Below are 16,807 nucleotides of genomic sequence, written 5' to 3'. Positions count from 1 at the left end.
CCACGTTGTTTTGCTCGCCCGCCGTTTCCGCGGCTAGTAGGCGAGCGGCCAGTTGCTCCAGTATTTCCTGACGTCGCGCCACAGCCCGATCAGCCCCTCCGGCTTCAGCCGCAGGAAGGCGATGATGACGATGCCGTAGGTGATGCCGCGGATCTCGTAGACGTAGGTCGTGTAGAAGCTCGAATTCGTGTCGGCGAAGGCGTCGAAGAAGAGCCGGATCGCTTCCGGCAGCAGCGACAGGAAGATCGCGCCGAGGATGGCGCCCGCGATCGAACCGAGCCCGCCCAGGATGATGATCGCCAGCGCCTCGATCGACAGGATCAGCGCGAAGACGTCGATGTTGACGAAGCGGATCTGCAGCGAGATCAGCGCGCCCGCGATGCCGACGATGAAGGAGCTGACCATGAAGGCGTAGAGCTTGTAGCGCAGGAGGTCGACGCCCATCACGCGCGCCGCGATGTCGTGGTCGCGGATCGCCATCCAGGCCCGGCCGACCCGCGACCGCTGGATGTTGAGCGCCGCGAACACCACCAGGACCGTGATGCCGAAGGTCAGGTAGTAGAGCGCCTTGCCGCGCTGCAGGTCGACGCCCATCACCTTGGCGCCCGACACGAAGATGCCGTTCGGCCCGTGCGTCAGCCATTCCGCATAGAGGATCACATGGTTGATGATGAAGGCGAAGGCGAGCGTGGTGATGGCGAGGTAGAGCCCCTTGAGCCTGAGCGACGGCACGCCGACCAGAAGGCTGACGAGCGCCGACACAACGCCCGCCGCCGGCAGCGACAGCCACACCGGCCAGCCATGGTCCATCATCAGGATCGCGTTGGTGTAGGCCCCGACGGCAAGAAATCCGGCTTGCCCGAGCGAGATCAGGCCGGTCGTGCCCGTCAGCATGTTGAGCCCGACGGCGCCGACGATCGCGATCATCGCCGAGACGAGCAGCGTGACCTGGTAGTTGCCGATCAGGAACGGCGCGGCGAGCACGAGCGCGAGCAGGAGCCCGGCGAACGACCACACCACCTTGCTGTCGCTGAGCGCGACGAGCTGGGCGGTGCGTTCCTTGAAGTGACCTGTGCGCATCAGACCCGCTCGATGTCCCTGGAGCCGAACAGTCCGAAGGGGCGGACCATCAGCACGATGACGATGACGATGAAGCCGGAGATCTCGCGCAGCCCCTGCCCGACATATCCCTGGAAGAGGTTCTCGATCACGCCGATGACGAGGCCGGCCACCGCCGAGCCGATGACCGAATCCATGCCGCCCAGGATGACGGCCGGGAAGGACCGCAGCCCCTGGAACCAGAGGTCCGGCGCCAGCTTGAAATTGGCCGCGAACAGCACCCCTGCGATCGAGGCGATCGCCGCCGACAGCATCCAGGCGATGGCGTGGATGCGGCTGACGCTGATGCCGACGAGCAGCGCCGCCGTCTCGTTGGCCGCCACGGCCCGCATGGCGATGCCCATGCGCGAGAAGCGCAGGAAGGCCCAGCCCGCCGCCGTCAGCACCGCCAGCGCGCCGATCAGGTAGAGCTGCGCGGGATAGAACGGCACGCCGCCCAGTTCGACGACCTCCGTCGGGATGCCGGCGTTGAAGTTGAACGGATCCGGCCCCCAGATCATGATGGTGATGCCGCGTAGCACGACCGCCAGGCCCACCGTCACCATCACGATGGCGAAGATAGGCTCGCCCAGCATCGGCCGGATGAACAGCCGCTCGAGCGCAAGCCCGATCGCCATCGAGATGGGGATGGTGACCAGCATCAGCGGGAAGAAGGACAGGTCGAAGGTCGAGTAGAGCGTGAACGAGATGTAGGCCGTCAGCATCACCAGTTCGCCCTGGGCGAAGTTCACCACGCCGGTCGACTTGAAGATCAGCGCGAAGCCCATGGCGATCAGCCCGTAGGCTGCACCCGAGACCAGACCGCTGGCGAGGAGGAGGAGCAGGAAATCCATCAGGCGGCATCCCCGTAGATCGACCGGATCTCGGTCTTGAACTTCTCCTCGATGATCCGTCGGCGCACCTTCATCGTGGCGGTCAGCTCGCCGTCGTCATGGTCGAGCTCCTTGGCCAGGATCAGGAACTTGCGGACGTTCTCGACGCGGGCGAAGCGGTCGTTGACGCGCTTCACCTCGGCGCCGATCAGCTCCACCACCTTCTCGTTCTGGGCCAGCGTCCGGTACGTGGTGTACTGGATGTTCTGTTCCTGCGCCCATTTGCCCGTCGTCTCGAGGTCGATCTGGATCAGCGCGGCGAGGAAGTTTCGGCCGTCGCCGAGCAGGATCGCCTCGCGGATGTAGGGAGAGTCCTTCAGCGCGTTCTCGATCAGCGAGGGCGTGATGTTCTTGCCGCCCGACGTGATCAGGATGTCCTTCTTGCGGTCGAGCACATGCGCCTCGCCGCTCGCCTCCACCTCGACGATGTCGCCGGTGTGCAGCCAGCCGTCGGAAAAGGCGCGCTTCGTCGCCTCGTCGTCGAAGAGATAGCCCTTGAAGACGCTCGGGCCGCGCAGCAGCAGTTCGCCGTCCGGCGCCGTCGTCTGGTCGAGCCCGTCGATCAGCGGTCCCGAGCGCCCGAGCGTCGTGGCGCCGCGCCGCTGGCTGTGCGAGACGCCCGCGCTCTCCGTCATGCCGTAGATCTGGTAGACCGGCACGCCGAGGATCCAGAAGAACAGGAGCACCTCGGGCGAGACCGTCGCCCCGCCGCAGAAGCCGGCGCGAACCCGGTTCAGGCCGAGGAAGTTGCGCAGGCTGCGGAAGCAGACGAGCGACAGCAGCGCGAAGCTCAGCCGGTCGGACAGGCTGGCGAAGGCCCCGCCATTGGCCAGCCGCCGCTCGGCGATCGGCCGCCCGCGCGCCATGCAGGCCTCGTAGACCCGGCGCTGCAACGGCGTCGTGTCCTTGACGCGGTAGGCGACGCTCTGCTGCATCTTCTCCCAGATGCGCGGCACGCCGAGAAAGCCCCTCGGCGCGATCTCGCGCAGGTTGACCACCACCGTGTCGACCGACTCGGCGAAGGAGACCGTGCAGCCCGTCACCAGCTGCAGCACCGTCGAGAAGCTGCGCTCGGCCACGTGGCAGAGCGGCAGGTAGCACAGCACCGAATAGCTCTCGCGCGTCAGCCCGTGGATGCGCGCCACCTCGGCCGCCGAATAGAGCATGTTGCGGTGGCTGAGCATCGCGCCCTTGGGCATGCCCGTGGTGCCGGACGTGTAGACCACGATGGCGACGTCGTCGGGACTGCCGCCGTCGATCCGTGCATCGACGATCGGGCCGAGCTCGGCCTCCCGCTCGCGTCCGAGCGCCACCAGGTCGTCGAACGAGATCAGCCCCGGCTCGCGGTACTGCCGCATGCCCTTCATGTCGACGCAGACGATGTGCTCCAGGTCGGGCAGCCCGCCGTCCTGGCGCCGCGCCTCCAGCACCTTGTCGGTCTGCTCCTGGTCGCCGCAGACGACGATCCGCGACCGCGAATGGCGCACGATATACTGCAGCTCCGGCCAGGGATTGGTCGGATAGATGCCGAGGCAGGCGCCGCCGGCCATCTGCGCGCCGAGGTCGGAAAACAGCCATTCCGGGCTGTCGTCGCCCGCGACCGCCACCCGGTCGCCGGGCCGGAAGCCCAGCGCGCAGAAGCCGATGGCGGCAAGCCGCGCGGTCTCGAAATAGTCGCGCCAGCTGGTGCGCCGCCACAGCCCCTTCTGCTTCTCGCGCAGCGCCAGCGCCGCGCCTTGCGTGGCGGCGTGCCGCTTCAGCACCTGCGGCATCGTCATGGCGCCCGGATCGATCGCGCCGCTCATGCCGCGCTCCGGCTGCTGCCGAGATAGGCGTCGATCACGGCCTGGTTCGCCGCCACCTCGGCAGGCGTCCCCTCGGCGATCTTGCGCCCGTAATTCATGACGCAGACGTGGTCGGAGATGTCCATGACGATGCCCATGTCGTGCTCCACCATGAACACCGTCATCCCCAGTTCGTCCTTCAGGTCGAGGATGAAGCGGGCGATGTCCTCCCGCTCCTCCTGGTTCATGCCCGACACCATCTCGTCGATCAGCAGCAGCTTCGGCGAGATCGCCAGCGCCCGGCCGAGCTCGACCCGCTTCTGCTGGCCGTAGGACAGGGTCCCGACCGGGTGGTCGCGGATGTCCTCGATCTCCAGGAAGTCGATGATCTCCTCGACGCGCTCGCGCGCCGCGATCTCCTCGCGCCGCGTGCGGCCCCAGAACAGGGCGGCCGCGACGGGACCGGAGCGCAGGTGCGAATGCATCCCTACCAGCAGATTGTTCACCACGGTCTCGTGCTTGAAGACCGCGAGGTTCTGGAACGTCCGCGCGATGCCGAGCCGCGCCAGCGCATGGGTGGGAAGCCGCGTCAGGTCCTGCCCCTGAAACAGGATGCGGCCCTCCGTCGGCCGGAAGACGGCGCTGATCAGGTTGAACAGCGTCGTCTTGCCCGCACCGTTCGGGCCGATCAGGCTGTAGATCTGGCCCTGCTCGACGGAGAGGCTGACGTCGTTCACCGCCACCAGCCCCCCGAAGCGCTTGACGACGCCATGGAGTTCGAGGAAGGCGGTCACGACAGCCACCTCTTGCGACGCTTGTAGTGCTTGACGTCGCGCATGCTCCTGCGCTCGCCGCCGGAGAAGCCGAGGTAGAACTCCTGCACGTCTTGGTTCGAGCGCAGCGTCTCGGCCGGCCCGTCGAGCACGATGCGGCCGTTCTCGATGATGTAGCCGTAGGAGGCCGTCTGCAGCGCCAGCTGCGCGTTCTGCTCCACCAGCAGCACCGTCATGGCGCTCTCGGCATTGAGCTTGACGATCGCCTCGAAGATCGTCTCGACGATCTGCGGCGCGAGCCCGAGCGAGGGCTCGTCCAGCATCAGGAGCCGCGGCCGGCCCATCAGCGCGCGGCCGACGGCCACCATCTGCTGCTCGCCGCCCGACAGATAGCCCGAAATCTGCGTCCGCCGCTCCTTGATGCGCGGGAACAGGCCGTAGACCGTCTCCAGCCCAGCCGCGGTCTCGGAACGGCTGCGCGTGAAGCCGCCCATGACGAGGTTCTCCTCCACCGTCAGCGTGGAAAACAGCGCCCTGCCCTCCGGCACCTGCAGCAGGCCCCTGCGGACGATGTCGCGCGGTGCGGCCCCCGAGATCCGCTCGCCCTCGAGCAGGATCGAGCCGCTCATGATCTCGCCGTCCTCCTGGTAGAGCACGCCCGAGATCGCCTTCAGGATCGTCGACTTGCCCGCCCCGTTCGAGCCGAGCAGCGCCACGATGGCGCCCTGCGGCACCTCGAGCGACACGTCGCGCACCGCTTCGATGGCGCGGTCGTAGAGAATCTGGATGTTGTTCAAAGCGAGCATCGCCCTGCCGCCGCCTCGTAATGAATTCTGTTTATCTAAACCGACGGAAATGGCTGACGGGCGCTCAGGCGATCATCGACACCGCAGGATGGGCGACCGCTGGAAACGATTGACTTGTCCGACATTGCCCCTCCCAGGACGCTCGATCGCGCTTTCATTCCACCTCTTGCCTATTGCTGCAAGATGATGAATTGTGTTCATTAACGGGTGAAGCCATCGGTTTGTCAACCCGGAATCCGATGGCTTCCCGCGGAGCTGAGAATGACCTCGACCGAGATGAACCCGCCCGCGACGATCGACTGGCCGGCAGGCGGCATCGCCCGCATCACGCTCGCCCGCGGCGAGACGCACAACACCCTCACGACCGAGTTGCTGGCCGCGCTCGAGGCCCTGCTGGGCGAGGTCGAGGCGGCGGGCGCGCGCGCCCTGATCGTCACCGGCTCCGGCCGCACCTTCTGCGGCGGCGCCCATATCCGCTACTTCACCGACCCCGCCTCGCCGCTCTACGCCGACCCGCGCGGTATCCGCGACTACGTGCAGCGCATCCTTGCGGTCTTCGCGCGGCTGCGCAACGGCCCCTTCGTCACGGTGGCCGCGATCGGCGGCCACGCGCTCGGCGGCGGCTGCGAACTGGCGCTCGCCTGCGATTTCCGGCTGATGTCGGGCGAGGCGCGGATCGGGCTGACCGAGACCCGCCTCGGCGCCGTCCCCGGCGGGGGCGGCGTCCAGCTCCTCTCGCGGCTCGTCGGCCGCGCGAAGGCGCTGGAATTCGCCCTACCCGGCGAGCCCTGGACGGCGGACGCAGCACTCGGCATCGGCCTCGTCGCGGCCGTGCATCCGCAGGCCGAGCTTACGGAAGCGGCGCTCGCCTTCGCCCGGCGCTTCCTGCTCTGCAGCCCGATTTCCGTTGCGGAGACGAAACGCGCGCTGTACCGCTGCGAAACCGCGACGGCGGAGGAAGCCGACAGGATCGCGCTCGACGCCGTCGCGGTTGCAGCAGCCGGACCCGAATGGCGGGAGGGCATGACCGCCTTCACCGAAAAACGGGCCCCGTCCTTCCGATTGGAGGCTCGATGAACAGCGGCACCCCCCGCCGGCAGGTCTTCCGTCTCTCCCGCGAGCAGCGCGTCGCCGAGATCATGTCGGCCGCCCGCGCCGTCTTTCGCGAAAAGGGCTACGAGGACGCCCCCCTCTCCGACATCGCCGAACGCGCCAACGTGGTCGAAGGCAGCATCTACCGCTACTTCGAGAACAAGCGCGACCTGCTCGTCAAGGTGATCGAGGACTGGTACGAGGGCATGCTCGCCGACTACGACCTGCAGCTTTCCGGCATCCGCGGCACGCGCAACCGGCTGCGCTTCATGATCTGGCGCCATCTGTCGACGATCCACGACGAGCCGGCGCTCTGCAACCTGATGTTCCAGCACCTGCGCACCGGCCGCGACTACAGCCACACCGCCGTGCACGAGCTCAACCGCGAATACACGCGTCGCACGCTCGACATCATCAAGGAAGGCATGGCGGCGGGCGAGCTGCGCGAGGACGTGCCGCTGCGGCTGATCCGCGACATGATCTACGGCTGCACCGAGCACCGCACCTTCGCCTATCTCCGCGGCGAAGGCGACTTCGACCCCGACGCCACCGCCGACATGATCGCCGACCTCGTGCTCAGCGGCCTCGAACGGCGCAGGCCCGACACGCCGCCGGCGCCCGACCTCGCCGAACGGCTGGAACGGGCGGTGGCGAGGCTGGAGCGGATGACCGGTCCGGCAGCGCCGTAGCAGGCGCCGGACCGTGCGCGGGGCGGATCGGCAGGGAGGATCTGATGCAGTCACCAACCACGACACCGTCCTGGCGCCAGGACGTCGTGGCTTCCGGCCGCCTCACCGTCCACGGCCTTTTTCGCGCCTGTGCGCGGCGCGATCCGGATGCGATCGCCATCGAGGCGGGCGCTCGCAAGGTGAGCTACCGCGAGCTCGACCGCCGCGTCGCGGCCCTCGCCGGCGCGCTGCACGGTCTTGGCCTGTGCCGCGGCGACCGGCTGGCGCTCCTGTCGGAGAACCGTCTCGAATATGCCGAGATCGAGCTTGCCTGCGCAGCGCTGGGCGCCATCGTCGCCTGCCAGAACTGGCGCCTGGCGCCTGGCGAGCTGCAGCACTGCATCGACCTCGTCGACCCGTCGCTGATCGTCGTCTCGCAGCGGTTCGAAGCGACGCTCGCCGCCCTCGACACGGGCACGCGGCAGCACTTCGTCCTCGAGCGCGACTACGAGCCCCTCCTCGAGGCCCGCCCTCTCGACCGGCTGCCCGAGATCGAACCCGAGGACGGCCTCGTCATCCTCTACACCAGCGGCACCACCGGCATGCCCAAGGGCGCGCTGATCAGCCACCGTGCCGAGATCGCCCGCAACATGGTGCTGCGCGTCGACATGCACGCCTCCGAGCGCGACGGCTTCGTCGCCTGGGCGCCGATGTTCCACATGGGCTCGACCGACCAGGTGCTCGGCGCGCTGATGTCGGGCGCGACGGTGATCGTCGTCGACGGTTTCGACGCCGAGGCCATCGTCGACGCCATGGAGCGGCACGAAATCGGCTGGATGCTTTTGATGCCGGGCTCGATCGAACCCGTCATCGACCTGCTGCAGCGCAGCGGGCGCCGCCCGAAGAGCATCCGCGCGGTCGGCGCCATGGCCGACCTCGTGCCCAGGCACCAGATCGCCGAGCTCTCGCGGCTGACCGGCGCCCCCTATCTCAACAGTTTCGGCTCGACCGAGACCGGCCTGCCGCCGGCCTCCTCCCACCTGATCCCGCCGGGCACGATCCCGGAAAGCCTCTCCAAGCGCCGCAGCGCGCTCTGCGACCTACGCCTCCTCGACGCCGACGGCAACGAGGTGCCCGACGGCGCGCCCGGCGAGGCGGCGGTACGCGGCCCCACCGTCTTCAGCGGCTACTGGAACGCCGCCGAGACCAATGCCCGCGATTTCGCCGGCGGCTGGTTCCGCATGGGCGATCTCTTCCGCCGCAACCCCGACGGCACCTACGATTTCGTCGACCGCGCCAAATACATGATCAAGTCCGGCGGCGAGAACATCTATCCGGCCGAGATCGAGCGCGTGCTCCTGTCCGACCCGCGCATCCGCGACGCGATCGTCGTGCGCCAGCGCGACGACCGCTGGGGCGAAGTCCCCGTCGCCTTCATCGCCCGCAACGACGAAACCCTCACCGCTCCCGAAATAGAAACCCTCTGCCGCACCCAACTCGCCGCCTACAAACGCCCCAAGGCCGTGCGATTCATTCCGTTCGAGGATTTTCCGCGGAGCACGACGGGGAAGATTTTGCGGCATGAGATGGAGGAGAGGTTGAGGAGGGGGTGAGGGGGGGCGGGGGAAGCGGTTGTGGGCGGCGGGGAAGCTAAGGTCGTCGCCCATGACCAGACGTTTGGTCGGCGCATCGCGAGAGGCGGGATCGGGGCCGGAGAACGAACCCGCTGCGCGGGAATGCGCCTTGGGTTGAGGTAGAGGGCACAGGCCGGACGTTGCGCATCCATTGAGCGTCGCCCGATAGCGGCAGAGCATGATGGGCTTCTTCAACAAGGAGCCTGACCATGCAGCACCCACATCTCGACACGCGCATCAGCCCGCTGCGCCAGCGGTTGATCGACGACATGAACATGCGGCGCTTCTCACGCGAGACGCAACGCAACTACCTCCGCGACATCGGACGCCTGGCGGCATTCCTCGGGCGTTCACCGGACACGGCGACCGCCGATGACCAGCGCCGGTTCCAGATCGAGCAGCAGGCGGACGGCGTGCCCGTGCCGACCATGAACAGCATCGTGTCGGCGCTGCGCTTCTTCTTCACCCACACGCTCGACCGCCCGGACCTGGCGCGCAGGCTCGTCCAGCTGGCGCATCGGCGTAATCTGCCCGTGGTGCTCAGTCGCGACGAGGTTGCCCGCCTGCTCAATGCCACCACGTGCCTCAAGCACCAGGCCGCGCACTCTGTCGCCTATGGGGCTGGCCTGCGCGTCGCCGAGGTGTCGATGCTGAAGGTTGCCGACGTCGACAGCGAGCGCATGCTGCTGCGCGTCGAACGCGGCAAGGGCGGGCGCTGTCGCAACGCCATGCTTTCCGAGGATCTGCTCGCTCTCCTGCGTGAGTGGTGGAAGGTCGGACGGCAGCAGGGCGTGATGCACCGCGACGGCTGACTGTTCCCCGGACAGCACGCGATGAAGCCGATCAGCACACGGCAGCTCTATCGCATCGTCGTCGAGGCGGCCCGGGCCGCCGAGATCGCCAAGCGGGTCGGGCCGCACACTCTACGCCATAGCTTCGCGACCCACCTGCTGGAGGACGGCACCGACATCCGGATCATCCAGGTGCTGCTTGGGCATGCCAAGCTCAACAACACCGCCCTCTACGCCAAGGTCGCGACACGGACGGTGCGCACGGTCACGAGCCCGCTCGACGAGCTCGGCCTGTTCAGACCGGCAGAGATCTCGCCCGACGGCTGAGCCGTGCGCGCCTCGATCGAGGTCGCCGACATCTTCCGAGCCGCAGGGCTTGCCTACCGAGCCGCCCATGCAGGGCGCTTAAGCCTCGCCCAGCTCAAGGTCATGTCGGCGATCGAGCATTGTCGTGCCGCGGCCCTCGGCGGTCACGTCGAGGCCTGCGAGGACTGCGGCCAGTGGCGCATCGCCTACAACTCTTGCCTTATGGGCAAAGCCGGTAATGGGGAGCTGGCGGCAATTTGATCGCGCTCCGGCACCAATCACCGCCAATCCTGCTCTCCATTACGAGGTACGCCTGAGGAGTTCGATCAGCCGATCGGTGGGCTGGAAGACGCCGCGGCACAGGTGGGGCGGCAGGATCGCCTCCATCGCATCGAGCTTCTCGGTTAGATCGCCGCGCGTATGGGCCTCCGTGGTCGTCAGCGTAGCGTGGCCCAGCCACAGCGACACTTTCCGGATGTCCCCCGTCGCTTGCAGAACGACCATCGCGCAGGTGTGCCTGAGCACGTGGGGCGAGATGCGTTTCTTGGCGAGACCGGGCTGCTTGCGAGCCGCAGTCGCGGCGTGCTGTCTGAGCAGATAGGCAAAGCCCCATCGGCTCAGCGGCTCACCACGGGCGTTGACAAATACCTCGGGTGTCGCGACCTGTTTGCGGATGGCCAGCCAGGCACGCAGCGCAGCGGCCGCTGGCTTCCACAATGGAAGCGTCCGCTCCCGGCGTCCCTTGCCGAGCACGCGGATGCTCATCGAAGGCAGGTCGATGTCATCGACCTTGAGGCCCGTCAGCTCGGAGACGCGCAGCCCTGCGCAGACGGCCACGTGCAGCATTGCGCGATAAAGGATGCCATCGCGTGTCGTCGGATCGGGAGCGTCGAGCACGGCTTGGAGCTCTTCGCGCAGAAGGTAGGGCACAAGGCGCGTGTCAGTTTTCTTGAACGGGATCGCCAGTACACAGCGGATTTGCTCGAGCGCCGCCGGCTGCCGGTACTCGAGGAAGCGGACGAACGACTTGATCGCCGCCAGGCGAACGTTGCGCGTTACGGCCGCGTGTTTGCGCTCGTCCTCAAGATGCTCAAGGAAGGTGCTGACGAGCCCGGCATCGATCGGCCGGGTCAGATCGAAGCTCCATCATCAGGCCTGCGGCATCGCGGGCGTAAAGCCTGACGGTGGCATCGGATGCGCCGCGATGCTTGCGCAGCCACGTCTTGAAGTCGGCGACCAGCTGCGGCTCAGCGGGTGCTGCCCCCACGGCTGCGGACTGGCAAAGGCCGAGCTCGACGAGGTGTCGACGAAAGAACCTTGCACCGTAGATGGTGTGATGGTTGCGCCGGCCGCCTTTGGCGCGTGGGCACCGGCAAGTCCGCACGTGTTCGCCGAACGCGGCGAGATCAACGTCCGTCGGGCCCGCGCCTTGCTCGGCCACAAAATGGCCGATGTGAGCCGCCGCTCGCAAATAGCGAACCGCTGTCTCGGGGCCATAGCCCTGCCGCTCAAGCGCCGCTGCAAACCCGTCAAGGTACGGCCCGCTCGGCCCACTTCGCAGATGCCCCAGCATCTTCGCTGCCGAGAAGTATGTTTCCAACATGTCCGTCTCCGTATGTGATCAGCCATCAGTGGCCGACCCAACGGGGCCGCACGGGCGACTTGTAATGGAGAGATCGAGAGCGGCAATGCACAGGAAAATACGGTGATCGCGATTGGCAGCTCCCCATTACCGGCTTTGCCCATAAGGCAGGTAATGGGCGTCGCCCATTACCTGCCGCAACCGGCACTGCCCGAAGTGTCAGGGCGCGGCAGCGCGGACGTGGCTTGCCGAGCGCGAGGCCGACCTGCTGCCGGTCGGATACTTCCACGTCGTGTTCACGCTGCCCGCCGAGGTCGCCGACATCGCGTTCCAGAACAAGGCGCTCGTCTACGACCTTTTGTTCAAGGCGGCGTCGGAGACGATGCTCACGATCGCCGCCGATCCGAAGCATCTCGGCGCGCGCATCGGCATCACCGCCGTGCTCCACACCTGGGGATCGGCGATGACCCATCATCCGCACGTGCACATGATCGTGCCGGGCGGCGGCATCGCGCCGGACGGAAGCCGCTGGATCTCCTCGCGGCCGGCCTTCCTGCTTCCGGTGCGCGTGCTCGGCAAGCTGTTCCGCCGACTGTTCCTCACCCGGCTGATCGCTCTCCACGACGCCGGGCGGCTCGCCTTCTTCGGAACCTTGGCGCACCTCATCGACCGCCGAGCCTTCCTGCGCCACCTTGCTCCTGTCCGGACGAAGCGCTGGGTCGTGTATGCCAAGGCGCCCTTCGCAGGACCGGAGGCGGTGCTTGCCTATCTTTCGCGCTACACCCACCGGGTCGCGATCTCGAACAGCCGCCTGATCGCATTCGACCAGGACGGCGTCACCTTCCGCTACAAGGATTATCGCCGCGACGGCGCGGACCGGCAGCAGGTCATGACGCTTGCGGCCGACGAGTTCATCCGCCGCTTCCTGATCCATGTCCTGCCACGCGGCTTCCATCGCATCCGGCATGGAGCCTGCCCCGGACTTGATCCGGGGGTCTGCTCGCCGGCTCCGCCCGCAGGGCCAGCCTCGCGCTCGCCCACAAACTCCTGGATGTCGCCGCGTCGCCTGATGACGACACACCAGGCGAACCGGACGACTACCGCCCGCCATGCCCATGCTGCGGCGGACGCATGATCGTCATCGAGACCTTCGAACGTTGGGGGCAGCCGCGTGGACCGCCGCACGCGTCGGCGACGAACCGGGAGACCGCCCCATGACCCGGCATGGCATGGTCGAGCCTACAGCCGCAGACGTTCCGCCTCCGGGAACGAACTCGCGTGCGGCGACGGCAATCGCTGACGCCGACACGGGTCTCCCCGAACCAGTTCCGGGTCGCCTAAACCGCGCAGAGGCGCAACGAAGCGGCCTATCCGCATCCACCATCGCGCTTCCCAGCGCCGGTCGCGCCAACGCCGACATCGGCCGCAGATCGAAATCTCCATAGCCATCGAATCGTGGCTCGCGGGTTCCTTCCTCGGGGACTTTCGTACGCCTGCCGGCGCCCGAAACTCTTCACGACACCGGACGGTCCGGTTCTGGGAAGCGCTCGGCGGTAAGCCGCCGTTACAGCTTAGCGTCATCGGGCAAAGTTTGCCTCGTCAACGCACGACCCCATTGCCGTCGTTCGCCCTTCTATGGTGTGCCGAAAGCTGCCGAGGATGGCGATTGAGATCACGAGGTCTTCAAGGACCGGCCTCAACGGCTGACTTTAAGGTGTCGACGTCGCGGCGCGGCGGGGCGCCAAACAGTCTCTTATACTCCCGCGAAAATTGGGACGCACTTTCGTATCCAACCGCGTAGCCCACGATGGCGGCTTCGGCGTGCTCGGTGACCAGACGGCGGCGCGCTTCGTGGAGCCGTATCTGCTTTTGATACTGCAAGGGACTGACATCGGTCAGCGCCTTGAACCGACGATGAAACACCGACACGCTCATGCCGGCAACCGCAGCCATGGCGTCAACGCTGAGCCGCTCGGCATAGCGCTGGCGAATCCATGCCATGGCGCGGCGGATATGCGCCAGGCGGGTGTCGGCCCCGGCCATCTGGCGCAGCAGAGTGCCGTGCGGGCCCATCAGCAGCCGGAACATCAACTCATGCTCAAGATGTGGCGCCAGAACCGCGATTTCGTCCGGGCGGTCGAGCAGACTGATGAAGCGGCGCCAGGTCTCGAGCAGCGCCGGTCCCGCCTTGGCCACGCCAAAGGCGGACCCTATGGCGGGTTCGGCAAAACCGTTCATGTCGAGCAGGATGGTCGCGATCACCGCTGGGTCGAGATAGAGATTGACCGCCAGGTAGGGCTCGTCCGTCGAGGCTTCGCAGACCTGCCCCATGGCCGCGACCTCGGCGGCCACCACGATGCATTCGCCGGCACCATATTCGAATGTGCCATCGCCGATGAAAGTGCGCTTGCGCCCTTGGACGAGCAGGCAGACAACCGGCTCATAGATCAGCCCGCCGACATCGGTGGGGTTGTCGACGCGATAAATGTGAAGCCGCGGCATGGCCGGATTCGGCGGGCCTGCATGGCGCCTGGCGATGGCGCGGATATCGTCGAGGTCTGTCATGCCGCTATCCGACGGTGCTTGCCTCAAAAGGTCAAGTGATCGGCAGGATCAGGCAATCATTCGGGACCATCAGACATCCAGTCCGGCGCCTCTCGTCCTACATTCCGGCAGTACACGCAGGAAAGGATATTGCGATGCAGCAGCGCAAACTCGGCAAGAACGGACCGGACGTTTCGGCTATCGGATACGGTGCCATGGGGTTTCACCTGGCCTATGGCGCGGCCGACGCCCAGTCGGGCCTCGACCTCGTCAAGCGCGCCTATGATCTGGGTGTGTCCTTTTTCGACACCGCCGAACTCTATGGCTGGGGCGAGAACGAGAAGTTCATCGGCCAGGCCGTGAAAGGCTTTCGCGACGACATCACCATTGCCACCAAGTTCGGCTTCACCTTCGATAACGGCACGTTCGGCGCCAATAGCCAGCCCGAGCATATCCGCAAGGTCGCCGAGAACAGCCTGCGTTATCTCGGCGTCGAGCAGATCGACATTCTCTACCAACACCGCGTCGATCCCAATGTGCCGATCGAGGAAGTCGCAGGCACGGTCAAGGACCTGATCTCCGAGGGCAAGGTCAAGTATTTTGGCCTCAGCGAAGCTGGGCCGCAAACCATTCGCAAAGCCCATGCCGTGCAGCCCGTCACAGTACTGCAGACCGAATATTCGGTGTTCGAGCGCGACGTCGAAACGCTTTTCCCGACCTTGCGCGAACTGGGCATCGGTTTTGTGCCCTATTCGCCGCTGGGCCGCGGCTTCCTCACCGGTGCCGTCAGGCCGGCCGCCGACTATGAAGAGAGCGACATGCGTCGCTCTGATCCCCGTTGGCAGCCTGGAAATTTCGAAAGGAACCTCGATGCGGTTCGCCAGCTTGAAGCCCTGGCCCAGGTCAAAGGAATCACGGTGTCCCAGCTGGCGCTGGCCTGGATCCTGGCGCAGGGCGACAACATCGTGCCGATCCCCGGTACACGCCGGATCGAGCGCCTCGAAGAAAACCTGGCTGCTGCAAACGTCACCCTGGCCGCCGATGAACTGGTCCATATCGGCAGTATCCTGCCTGATGGCGCTTTCGGCGCGCGCTACGCCGGCGATATGGTCCCAGACTGGGTTTGACAAACGTTGGGTGGCCGGCATTGCCCGCCACCCATAACTGCCCTTGACGAGAGGCTTCACACGTCGATGTCAGATGAAGGTGATTGCGAGACCAGAAGGGGACAGACGTCAAACCGCCTCGTTCGAGCCGTCCAGGCGCGCGCGGCGCGCCCGACCGGGGACTGGCAGGAGTCGACCTCATTGCGAACTGTCCGACCGACGACGCAGGACTAGACCCTCAGCCTCTGTTCGGCGCCAAGATTCCGTCGTTTCTGCACTCAGTCCTGAGCGGTTGGCCGCACCACGATTGAACCGCCCCGGGTTTGCCGGAGGCTCCAACTCATGAGTAGGATGGAGCCATCATGAGCAAGACGACGAACAAGTTTTCCCCGGAAGTGCGCCAGCGAGCCGTGCGGCTGGTGCTGGATCACGAACATGAACACCCCTCCCGCTGGGCGGCGATCATGTCGATCGCGTCCAAGATCGGCTGCACGGGCCAAACGCTGAACGAGTGGGTGACGAAGGCGGAGGTCGACGCCGGCAAACGGGCCGGTATGCCGACGAACATGGTAGCGAAGCTGAAGGCTCTGGAGCGGGAGAACCGTGAGCTTCGGCAGGCCAACGAGGTTATGCGCAAGGCGAGCGCTTACTTTGCCCCCCCTCTCGGCGTTTGCAAGCAAACGCCTGCCGGGCAGCGGGACGGAGCTCGACCGCCCATTCAAGCGATGATCGCGTTTATCGACGATCACCGCGAGGCGCATGGGGTCGAGCCGATCTGCAGGGTGCTGCCGATCGCCCCGTCGACCTACCGCGACCACGTCGCCAAGCGTCTCGATCCCGAGAGGCTGTCGGCGCGGGCGAAGCGGGACTTGATGCTGAAGCCCGAGATCGAGCGCGTCTTTGCCGAGAATTTCGAGGTCTATGGCGCGCGCAAGGTTTGGCGTCAGATGCTACGCGAAGGCTTCGCTGTCGCACGCTGCACGGTCGAGCGGCTGATGGCCGACTTGGGCCTTCAGGGCGTCATCCGCGGCAAGATCGTCCGCACCACGGTGCAGGACAAGGCGGCGCCATGCCCGCTCGACCATGTGAACCGGGTGTTCCATGCCCCGGCACCGAACAGGCTCTGGCTGTCGGACTTCACCTACGTCAGCACCTGGTCGGGCTTTGTCTACGTCGCCTTCGTCATCGACGCCTACGCCCGTCGGATCGTCGGCTGGCGGGTGAGCCGGACGGCGCACGCGAGCTTCGTCCTCGATGCTCTCGAACAGGCCCTGCACGAACGGCGGCCCATTCATCGCGGCGGCCTCGTGCATCATTCCGACAGGGGCTCTCAATATGTCAGCATTCGCTACACCGAGCGACTGGCCGAACCTGGCATCGAACCCTCCGTTGGCAGTGTCGGCGACTCCTACGACAACGCTCTCGCCGAGACGATCAACGGCCTCTACAAGGCCGAGGTCATCGATCGCAGGGGACCGTGGCGGAGCTTTGAGGCTGTCGAGTTCGCCACCCTGACCTGGGTCGACTGGTTCAACAATCGCCGGCTGCTGGAGCCCATCGGCAACATCCCGCCGGCCCAAGCCGAGGAACGCTACTACGCCATGCTGGAGGAACCGGCCATGGCAGCGTGACTCAAACGAAACAGCCTCCGGCAAACCCGGGGCGGTTCAAAGCTCATCGGACGCGCGCTGCTGAACTTTCCACCCGCGTCCGTCTATCGGATATCCCGA

The 16,807-nt window shown here is 66.3% G+C and carries 13 protein-coding genes, 3 pseudogenes and 1 other annotated feature; of the genes and pseudogenes, 9 read left to right on the top strand and 7 right to left on the bottom strand.

Annotated features, from left to right (window positions below):
* Positions 1-33: 33 nt before the first annotated feature.
* The 5 genes from N1F91_RS13320 to N1F91_RS13300 are packed head-to-tail and all read right to left on the bottom strand — an operon-like array spanning position 34 to position 5,354.
* Positions 34-1,080 (bottom strand): branched-chain amino acid ABC transporter permease, encoded by a 1,047-nt coding sequence (locus tag N1F91_RS13320; protein ID WP_289992777.1) that lies wholly within the window; start codon positions 1,078-1,080, stop codon positions 34-36.
* A complete protein-coding gene (locus tag N1F91_RS13315) occupies positions 1,080-1,952 on the bottom strand; it encodes a branched-chain amino acid ABC transporter permease (protein WP_289992776.1) in 873 nt (290 codons plus the stop codon). Before N1F91_RS13315 ends, N1F91_RS13320 begins: the two co-directional genes overlap by 1 nt.
* Entirely contained in the window at positions 1,952-3,796 is a 1,845-nt protein-coding gene (locus tag N1F91_RS13310; protein WP_289992774.1) for an AMP-binding protein, read from the bottom strand. Before N1F91_RS13310 ends, N1F91_RS13315 begins: the two co-directional genes overlap by 1 nt.
* Positions 3,793-4,569: an ABC transporter ATP-binding protein gene (locus N1F91_RS13305; protein WP_289992773.1), complete on the bottom strand. Its 777-nt coding sequence runs from the start codon at positions 4,567-4,569 to the stop codon at positions 3,793-3,795. Before N1F91_RS13305 ends, N1F91_RS13310 begins: the two co-directional genes overlap by 4 nt.
* The gene (locus tag N1F91_RS13300; protein ID WP_289992771.1) at positions 4,566-5,354 is read right to left on the bottom strand and encodes an ABC transporter ATP-binding protein; all 789 of its coding nucleotides are present in this window, start codon (positions 5,352-5,354) and stop codon (positions 4,566-4,568) included. Before N1F91_RS13300 ends, N1F91_RS13305 begins: the two co-directional genes overlap by 4 nt.
* Positions 5,355-5,615: 261 nt before the next feature.
* Here N1F91_RS13300 and N1F91_RS13295 point away from each other — a divergent pair, with 261 nt between their 5' ends.
* From N1F91_RS13295 to N1F91_RS13275, 5 genes and pseudogenes are all read left to right on the top strand, one after another.
* Entirely contained in the window at positions 5,616-6,431 is an 816-nt protein-coding gene (locus N1F91_RS13295) for an enoyl-CoA hydratase/isomerase family protein (protein ID WP_289992769.1), read from the top strand.
* A complete protein-coding gene (locus N1F91_RS13290) occupies positions 6,428-7,135 on the top strand; it encodes a TetR/AcrR family transcriptional regulator (RefSeq protein ID WP_289992768.1) in 708 nt (235 codons plus the stop codon). The genes N1F91_RS13295 and N1F91_RS13290 overlap by 4 nt, the downstream gene beginning before the upstream one ends.
* 44 nt (positions 7,136-7,179) lie before the next feature.
* Entirely contained in the window at positions 7,180-8,727 is a 1,548-nt protein-coding gene (locus tag N1F91_RS13285; RefSeq protein WP_289992766.1) for an AMP-binding protein, read from the top strand.
* A 230-nt stretch (positions 8,728-8,957) separates the two neighbouring features.
* Positions 8,958-9,866: pseudogene (locus tag N1F91_RS13280) on the top strand (tyrosine-type recombinase/integrase).
* Positions 9,867-9,869: 3 nt separating this feature from the next.
* A pseudogene (locus N1F91_RS13275) lies at positions 9,870-10,064 on the top strand (transposase zinc-binding domain-containing protein); the annotation flags it as partial.
* Between the two features lie 81 nt (positions 10,065-10,145).
* Here N1F91_RS13275 and N1F91_RS13270 read toward each other — a convergent pair.
* Positions 10,146-10,742 carry a tyrosine-type recombinase/integrase gene (locus tag N1F91_RS13270; protein ID WP_289992764.1) on the bottom strand — a complete coding sequence of 199 codons (597 nt, stop codon included), beginning with the start codon at positions 10,740-10,742 and terminating at the stop codon, positions 10,146-10,148.
* Positions 10,743-10,745: 3 nt separating this feature from the next.
* Here N1F91_RS13270 and N1F91_RS13265 point away from each other — a divergent pair, with 3 nt between their 5' ends.
* Positions 10,746-11,027 carry a hypothetical protein gene (locus N1F91_RS13265; protein ID WP_289992763.1) on the top strand — a complete coding sequence of 94 codons (282 nt, stop codon included), beginning with the start codon at positions 10,746-10,748 and terminating at the stop codon, positions 11,025-11,027.
* Positions 11,028-11,617: 590 nt separating this feature from the next.
* A pseudogene (locus N1F91_RS13260) lies at positions 11,618-12,645 on the top strand (IS91 family transposase); the annotation flags it as partial.
* A gap of 465 nt (positions 12,646-13,110) precedes the next feature.
* Here N1F91_RS13260 and N1F91_RS13255 read toward each other — a convergent pair.
* On the bottom strand, positions 13,111-13,992 hold the full coding sequence (locus N1F91_RS13255; RefSeq protein ID WP_289992762.1) for an AraC family transcriptional regulator: 882 nt from the start codon (positions 13,990-13,992) through the stop codon (positions 13,111-13,113).
* 134 nt (positions 13,993-14,126) lie between these two features.
* On the opposite strand from N1F91_RS13255, the gene N1F91_RS13250 reads away from it, so the two are divergent.
* Together N1F91_RS13250 and N1F91_RS13245 are read left to right on the top strand one after the other, a co-directional pair.
* Positions 14,127-15,098, top strand: coding sequence for an aldo/keto reductase (locus N1F91_RS13250; RefSeq protein ID WP_289992761.1), 972 nt, complete (start codon positions 14,127-14,129; stop codon positions 15,096-15,098).
* Positions 15,099-15,439: 341 nt separating this feature from the next.
* Positions 15,440-16,708: an IS3 family transposase gene (locus tag N1F91_RS13245; protein ID WP_289992760.1), complete on the top strand. Its 1,269-nt coding sequence runs from the start codon at positions 15,440-15,442 to the stop codon at positions 16,706-16,708.
* Positions 15,759-15,877: a sequence feature (AL1L pseudoknot), on the top strand. (Overlaps the previous gene by 119 nt.)
* Positions 16,709-16,807: the final 99 nt, after the last annotated feature.

It is taken from the genome of Aquibium sp. ELW1220 (genome assembly GCF_030398385.1).
In the GTDB taxonomy this organism is placed as follows: domain Bacteria; phylum Pseudomonadota; class Alphaproteobacteria; order Rhizobiales; family Rhizobiaceae; genus Aquibium.
Note: the sequence above shows the minus strand (reverse complement) of the source record. Positions and strands in the feature narration are given on the sequence as shown.

Bases quoted from the DNA above. Each gene is read 5' to 3' on its own strand.
- N1F91_RS13320 (WP_289992777.1), bottom strand. From the start codon at position 1,080: ATGCGCACAGGTCACTTCAAGGAACGCACCGCCCAGCTCGTCGCGCTC.
- N1F91_RS13315 (WP_289992776.1), bottom strand. From the start codon at position 1,952: ATGGATTTCCTGCTCCTCCTCCTCGCCAGCGGTCTGGTCTCGGGTGCA.
- N1F91_RS13310 (WP_289992774.1), bottom strand. From the start codon at position 3,796: ATGAGCGGCGCGATCGATCCGGGCGCCATGACGATGCCGCAGGTGCTG.
- N1F91_RS13300 (WP_289992771.1), bottom strand. From the start codon at position 5,354: ATGCTCGCTTTGAACAACATCCAGATTCTCTACGACCGCGCCATCGAA.
- N1F91_RS13295 (WP_289992769.1), top strand. From the start codon at position 5,616: ATGACCTCGACCGAGATGAACCCGCCCGCGACGATCGACTGGCCGGCA.
- N1F91_RS13290 (WP_289992768.1), top strand. From the start codon at position 6,428: ATGAACAGCGGCACCCCCCGCCGGCAGGTCTTCCGTCTCTCCCGCGAG.
- N1F91_RS13285 (WP_289992766.1), top strand. From the start codon at position 7,180: ATGCAGTCACCAACCACGACACCGTCCTGGCGCCAGGACGTCGTGGCT.
- N1F91_RS13255 (WP_289992762.1), bottom strand. From the start codon at position 13,992: ATGACAGACCTCGACGATATCCGCGCCATCGCCAGGCGCCATGCAGGC.
- N1F91_RS13250 (WP_289992761.1), top strand. From the start codon at position 14,127: ATGCAGCAGCGCAAACTCGGCAAGAACGGACCGGACGTTTCGGCTATC.
- N1F91_RS13245 (WP_289992760.1), top strand. From the start codon at position 15,440: ATGAGCAAGACGACGAACAAGTTTTCCCCGGAAGTGCGCCAGCGAGCC.